5 protein-coding genes, 1 tRNA gene and 1 pseudogene are annotated in these 6,000 nt (G+C 46.0%); 6 read left to right on the plus strand and 1 reads right to left on the minus strand.

All coding sequences use genetic code 11. The features are described from left to right. Positions 1–31: 31 nt before the first annotated feature. Positions 32–1,221: pseudogene (locus tag HZY94_RS03145) on the plus strand (ferredoxin reductase family protein). Positions 1,222–1,291: 70 nt separating this feature from the next. Next, a tRNA-Thr gene (locus HZY94_RS03150) sits at positions 1,292–1,364 on the plus strand. Positions 1,365–1,409: 45 nt separating this feature from the next. Here the strand turns inward: HZY94_RS03150 and HZY94_RS03155 are convergent. Further along, on the minus strand, positions 1,410–2,438 hold the full coding sequence (locus tag HZY94_RS03155; protein ID WP_179924975.1) for a hypothetical protein: 1,029 nt from the start codon (positions 2,436–2,438) through the stop codon (positions 1,410–1,412). Between the two features lie 366 nt (positions 2,439–2,804). Here HZY94_RS03155 and HZY94_RS03160 point away from each other — a divergent pair, with 366 nt between their 5' ends. From HZY94_RS03160 to HZY94_RS03175, 4 genes are read left to right on the plus strand one after another with little or no spacing between them, the layout of a single operon-like run. Continuing rightward, positions 2,805–3,569, plus strand: coding sequence for an amino acid ABC transporter ATP-binding protein (locus HZY94_RS03160; RefSeq protein ID WP_160332915.1), 765 nt, complete (start codon positions 2,805–2,807; stop codon positions 3,567–3,569). A 9-nt stretch (positions 3,570–3,578) separates the two neighbouring features. Further along, on the plus strand, positions 3,579–4,385 hold the full coding sequence (locus tag HZY94_RS03165) for a transporter substrate-binding domain-containing protein (RefSeq protein ID WP_179924976.1): 807 nt from the start codon (positions 3,579–3,581) through the stop codon (positions 4,383–4,385). A 9-nt stretch (positions 4,386–4,394) separates the two neighbouring features. Continuing rightward, positions 4,395–5,096, plus strand: a complete 702-nt coding sequence (locus HZY94_RS03170; RefSeq protein ID WP_179924977.1) for an amino acid ABC transporter permease — start codon at positions 4,395–4,397, stop codon at positions 5,094–5,096. Between the two features lie 18 nt (positions 5,097–5,114). Then, positions 5,115–5,765 (plus strand): amino acid ABC transporter permease, encoded by a 651-nt coding sequence (locus HZY94_RS03175; RefSeq protein ID WP_160332912.1) that lies wholly within the window; start codon positions 5,115–5,117, stop codon positions 5,763–5,765. Positions 5,766–6,000 lie beyond the last annotated feature (235 nt).

A 6,000-nucleotide genomic window follows, 5' to 3' on the forward strand; every position in this document is an offset into this window, starting at 1 on the left:
AAAGATTTTTACTACTAGATAGTGGTTTTTCATGAAATCGTTTAAAGGAATTTTATTCCTTCTTATCTCATTTGTTGTAACAGCCTGGGCTTGGTGAATTTTATCATCCCCGCCTTTGCCCTAACCGCTCTGTCACTGAGCTTCTTGCTCACCACTCGTGCCAGCTGGCTAGAGCAGCTCTTTAATGGCCTGGAGCACGTCTACCAATACCATAAGATGCTGGCTTCCTTCTCATTGGTACTCATCTTCCTTCACCGGATTGGCATGATCGGCCTCTTGGCACCACTCTGGGGCAGTAACTTGGCTGCCCAAATGGGCGATATCAGTTTGGGACTCTTTTTGACCCTTATCCTAGTCGCCTTTTTGGGAACCAAACTCCCCTATGAAACCTGGTGCTGGATTCATCGCCTGGTTTTCCCAGCCTACCTCTTTGGACTTCTCCATACCTACACGATCATGGGTGGCGCTCTCTTTACTTGGACACCTCTCGGAGTAATCACCGGTCTTTTTGCCCTCATCGGTATTGGATCAGCTCTCTACACTATGGTTTATTACCCAACCTTTGGTTTTTCTCATTTTGGTAAAGTGACAATGATTGAAAAACTAAACCATGATACCATCGAGCTAACTCTACAATTGCAAAAGGACTTCCCCTTCGAAGCTGGCCAATTTGCCTTTCTCCAAGTCCGCGAAGACGGCTTTGAAAAAAAGACTCACCCCTTCTCCATCTCAGGCAGACAAGGAAAAACAATCCAGTTTACCATTAAAAACTCTGGTGACCACACCGCCAACCTCTACCACAATCTCAAAGTTGGACACAAGGTTGGCCTCGACCGGGCCTATGGCCACATGCTCCTCAACCAGGGAGCTGAGTGTCAAGTTTGGATTGCCGGTGGAATTGGCCTAACTCCCTTTTTGGCAGGCCTACGCCAAGCCCAACAACCCCAGGTAGAAATTGACCTCTGCTACGCCTACACTGGTGAAGAAAACGCTGTTCATCTGGAACTGCTCCAAGCAGAAGCAGCGCAAAAGCCTAACTTCAACCTCCACCTTGTCAATAGCCAGGTTGATGGTTACCTCAACTTCCAGGAAGAAAATCTTCCTGAAGCTGGTACAGTCTTTATGTGTGGCCCCCAACCCATGATGGCTGCCCTCAGCAAACAGATCCATAAAATCAATCCAAAACTTGACTTGGTCTACGAAGGATTCAAGTTCCGTTAATTTTTTCAAATTTTTTTCAAAAAAACTATTGACACCTACTTGGTCATCTTGTATACTAATTAGGTAAATTGCTGATTTAGCTCAGTTGGCAGAGCGCATCCATGGTAAGGATGAGGTCGCCGGTTCAATCCCGGCAATTAGCATATTCAAAAACTCGGATTTAATCCGAGTTTTTTTGTTTATTTCCGCTAGTCTTTTTTGACAACTTGGTAGCAGACCAGCTGGTTTTGCGTACGGTTAGCGGATAAGATATAATCCTGTCCCTCGTAGTTAAAAGCCAGCACACTAGTCACTCCGACCTGCTCAGCAACTCGGTAGGTCACAACCTCCTGCTCCTGCATTTGCAGGAGTAACAACTCTGCTCGCCCCTCACGATAACCCAAAAGGACACTAGCCCGACCTGCTAAAGATCCCGCCCAAAGGGCTTGGACAAAAGGGGTGGCCTCAGGAAAGCGGTAGATTTCTTGTTGGAAAAGGGCATTTAAGACTTGCAAGCGATCCCCTTGAAAACCAAGAATCAAGGCCTTGTCTTTGGCTTCCGGACCAGACCAGTTAACCTCAACCAAGTCACTAATTTCCTGATCATAGACCTGCTCCACAGACCAAGGAGCTCCGAGACGCTCAGGAATATGGAGCTTAAAAACACCTTCGACAGCACTGATGAAGGAATAGCCTTCTTGGTGGACAGGGAAGTAACCGTGCAATTTCAATAATCGCAAGGGCAGTTCCTCAACGGCCTCCAACTGCTGACCCTCCCTATCCAAGTGCCCGACATAGACCTTGCCCCGGTCCAACCAGTCCTCTGGAAATAACTTGGAATTGGCAATCGAAAGCCCCAAAAAATGGACACCTTGCCCCTCTTTTGCAGCAATCAAGTCAAAACGGTGCAGATAAGGAAAGTCCTGCATGGGTTGAATCAGCCAGGACCCATTTTCAAAATGCCCATAGACCAGACGACAATGGGCGGCATCATAATCCGGATAAAATCCCTGGGTGGCCACAAAATCGAGACTTCCGGGAACCTGGATAATTGACCTTGTCCCACCCGGCCCTTGCCAAACAAGCTGTTTTTGAAACTGATTTCGCACATCATAGGCAAAACAAGCCCCTTCTTTTCCTTCCGAAGCGGCCAATACATATTCTCCATCTGGATGTTGGAGATGACAGACTGTATAAACCGACTCAAGGGAATCCAACAAAACTTTTTTAAATTCCATTGTGAACTCCTTTCTAATTATTGGCTGGCGATACTCGATGGAAATAGGCATCTAATGGAATTTTTTGCCATAAGAGGGATATTTTCAAGGAGTATGAGAATTCCCCTTCCTAACTACATAGGGAATTTCGACTTATTTATATTAGAATAATGATTATAGTCTTATTATACTGTTTTTTAATTAAAAATTCAAGAAGGACCCCGTCAAAAGAAACACTTGTCCTTTACCCAGCCAAAGATAAATTGCTGCAGAAAAAGGTCACTCAAACCCTTGTGTTAGAATATCTAACACAGTTTCTTGCGATTTCAAGCTATTTTTGATAAACTAACAAAAAACGAAAGACTTTCTGACAAAAGGAGAAAATTTATGTCCCTCATTCAATTTAAAAATGTCGAAAAGTACTACGGCGACTACCACGCCCTTAAAAATATTAATCTAGAAATCGAAAAAGGCCAGGTGGTTGTCCTTTTAGGACCATCCGGATCTGGTAAATCAACCCTCATCCGGACCATCAATGCCCTAGAATCGATCGAAACCGGCAGCCTAATTGTCAATGGACACGAACTCGTTCAGGCTTCCAACAAGGATCTGGTTCAACTTCGCAAAGAAGTCGGCATGGTTTTTCAACACTTCAATCTCTATCCCCACAAAACTGTACTCGAAAATGTCACACTTGCTCCCATTAAAGTATTAGGAATGGATCCCAAGGAAGCCTTAGCCTTGGCTGAAAAATACCTGACCTATGTAAACATGTGGGACCGGAAGGACTCCTATCCTGGTATGCTATCGGGTGGGCAAAAACAACGGGTAGCCATCGCACGAGGCTTGGCTATGAAACCCGAACTCCTACTCTTTGACGAACCAACATCGGCCTTGGATCCAGAAACCATCGGCGATGTCTTGGTCGTTATGCAAAAACTAGCCCGTAGCGGCACCAACATGGTCGTTGTTACCCATGAAATGGGCTTTGCCCGCGAAGTTGCCGATCGGATTATCTTTATGGCCGACGGTGAAATTCTAGTAGACACGACCGATGTCCATGAATTCTTTGACAATCCTCAAGAACCTCGGGCCCAACAATTTCTCAGCAAAATCATCAACCATACCAGTGACAAGGTCAAGGAAGACTAGGAGGAAGCTATGAAAATCACCAAACAGCTCAGTTTTCTGGTCGCCTTCTGTCTCAGCCTGCTCTTTCTATCCAGCAATGTTGCTGCAGCTGAGCTTCCCGAGCAAGCGCAAAAGATCAAAGATGCCGGCGTTCTCCGCGTCGGGGTCAAACAGGATGTCCCGAACTTCGGCTACCTAGATCCTCAGGACAACCAGTATCACGGAATGGAAATTGACATCGCCAAGGAAATCGCTCAAGAACTCGGTGTCAAAATTGAATACACACCTGTAACCTCCCACACCCGTGAACCCTTGATGGACAATGGCCAGGTCGACCTTATCATCGCCACCTACACTATTACCCCTCAACGGCAAGGGTCCTATGCGATTTCGACCCCCTACTACTACGACCAGATTGGTTTTCTAGTTAATAAAAAATCCGGTATTCAAGATCCCAAGGCTCTGGACGGTAAAACCATCGGCGTCTCCCAAGGATCCACCACCAAGGCCAACCTCAAAGCCTTCGCAAAAGAGAACGGTCTCTCCTTCAACTTTGTTGAACTAGGCTCCTTCCCGGAATTGGCCATCTCACTCTATGCCCAACGGATCGATGCTTTTTCCGTTGACAAGTCCATCCTCTCTGGCTACACCAGCAAACAAACCCAAATCCTGGACCAAGGTTTTAACACCCAGGAATACGGGATTGCCAGCAAAAAGTCCAACGGTCCACTAATCAACTACATCAATAGCTTGATTGAGAAGTGGAACCAAGATGGCACTTTGAAACAGATTCAAGAGACCTACAATCTCAAATCTGAACAACCAACAAAAAACTAAGGAGGTTCTATGCTAGTTGCAAGTACAACCAGTCCCTTTGCGCTCAGTCGATGGGCAGCTCTTTTCCAAGAGTCTAGCAGCTTTTTCCGAGGCTTTCTCTACACACTCGGACTAGCCGCCGGCTCCCTCATCCTGGCCATGCTATTAGGGATCCTCTTTGCGGCCATGGCCTCCAGCCACTCAAAAATTGCCCAGACCTGTAGCCGCGTTTATGTGGAATTCTTCCAGAATACCCCACTGCTGATTCACTTTGTTTTTGTGTATTATGGTCTTGCCATCGTTTCTCAGGGAGCCATTATGATTTCAGCCTTTTGGACCGGCATTCTTTGTGTCGGACTCTACCACGGGGCCTATATTGCAGAAGTGTTCCGCTCAGGAATCGAGGCTGTTCCCAAGGGGCAAACGGAAGCCGCCCTTTCTCAAGGGTTTAGTTATGCTCAGTCCATGCGGCTGATTATCATTCCCCAAGCCATCCGGACCATCCTCCCCCCACTGACCAACCAGGTCGTTAACCTGATTAAAAACACTGCAACCGTCGCCATCATTTCCGGTGCCGACATCATGTTTGTTGCTAAATCTTGGGCCTTCGAAAGCACCAATTACGTCCCAGCCTTTGCTGGAGCAGCCTTCCTCTACTTCATTCTATGTTTTCCACTAGCGACTTGGGGGAGACGAATCGAAGAAGCCAACAAAGGGACCTACAGTCTCTAACACTAGAAAGGAAAGCTTATGTCTGAACTTTTTACCAGTTACAATCTGAGTTTCCTCCTCCAGGGCTTAGGGACCACACTGCTTATTTCTGTATCGGCGATTATCCTCTCAACCCTTTTCGGGACTATCCTCGCCATCATGCGAAATAGCCACAATCAGCTCCTCAAACTGATTGCAGGCATCTATATTGAATTTGTCAGAAATGTCCCTAACCTCTTGTGGATTTTCATTATCTTTTTGGTATTTCAGGTCAAATCCCTTCCTGCAGGGATTCTCTCCTTTACCATTTTTACATCCGCAGCACTAGCAGAAATCATCCGAGGCGGCCTCAATGCAATTGACCACGGCCAAACCGAGGCCGGCCTCTCCCAAGGCTTTACCAGCTATCAGATTTTTACACTGATCATCTTCCCGCAAGCCTTCCGCAAAATGCTGCCGGCCATTATTTCCCAATTTGTAACCGTCATCAAGGATACCTCCTTCCTCTATTCTGTTATCGCCCTGCAAGAACTATTCGGAAAGAGCCAAATCCTTATGGGCCGCTACTTCCAACCCCAACAGGTTTTTACGCTCTATGCACTAGTGGCCCTTACCTACTTCTGCATTAATTTCCTTATCTCAAGCCTCTCCAGGAAATTAGCCCTTCGTTGGAAGGACAGCCAAGTTTAAAGAAATCAAGCCCCACGTGGGCTTTTTTGGTTGTCTTTACACGGAAAAAGGACGAAATCTTTGAAATTTTCGCCCTTGAGTCCATTTTCTAGCATTACATGAAAATTTATACTCATTTAAAATCAAAAGTTGAAAAATAATGGATGCTTAGTTTTGAAATACAACAATATAAAACCACTACGTATCTAGAAAGGACCTTGTCCATTCTCTATTCACAATGGATTTTAAGGTTTGG

It is taken from the genome of Streptococcus danieliae (genome assembly GCF_013415245.1).
In the GTDB taxonomy this organism is placed as follows: Bacteria; Bacillota; Bacilli; order Lactobacillales; family Streptococcaceae; genus Streptococcus; species Streptococcus danieliae_A.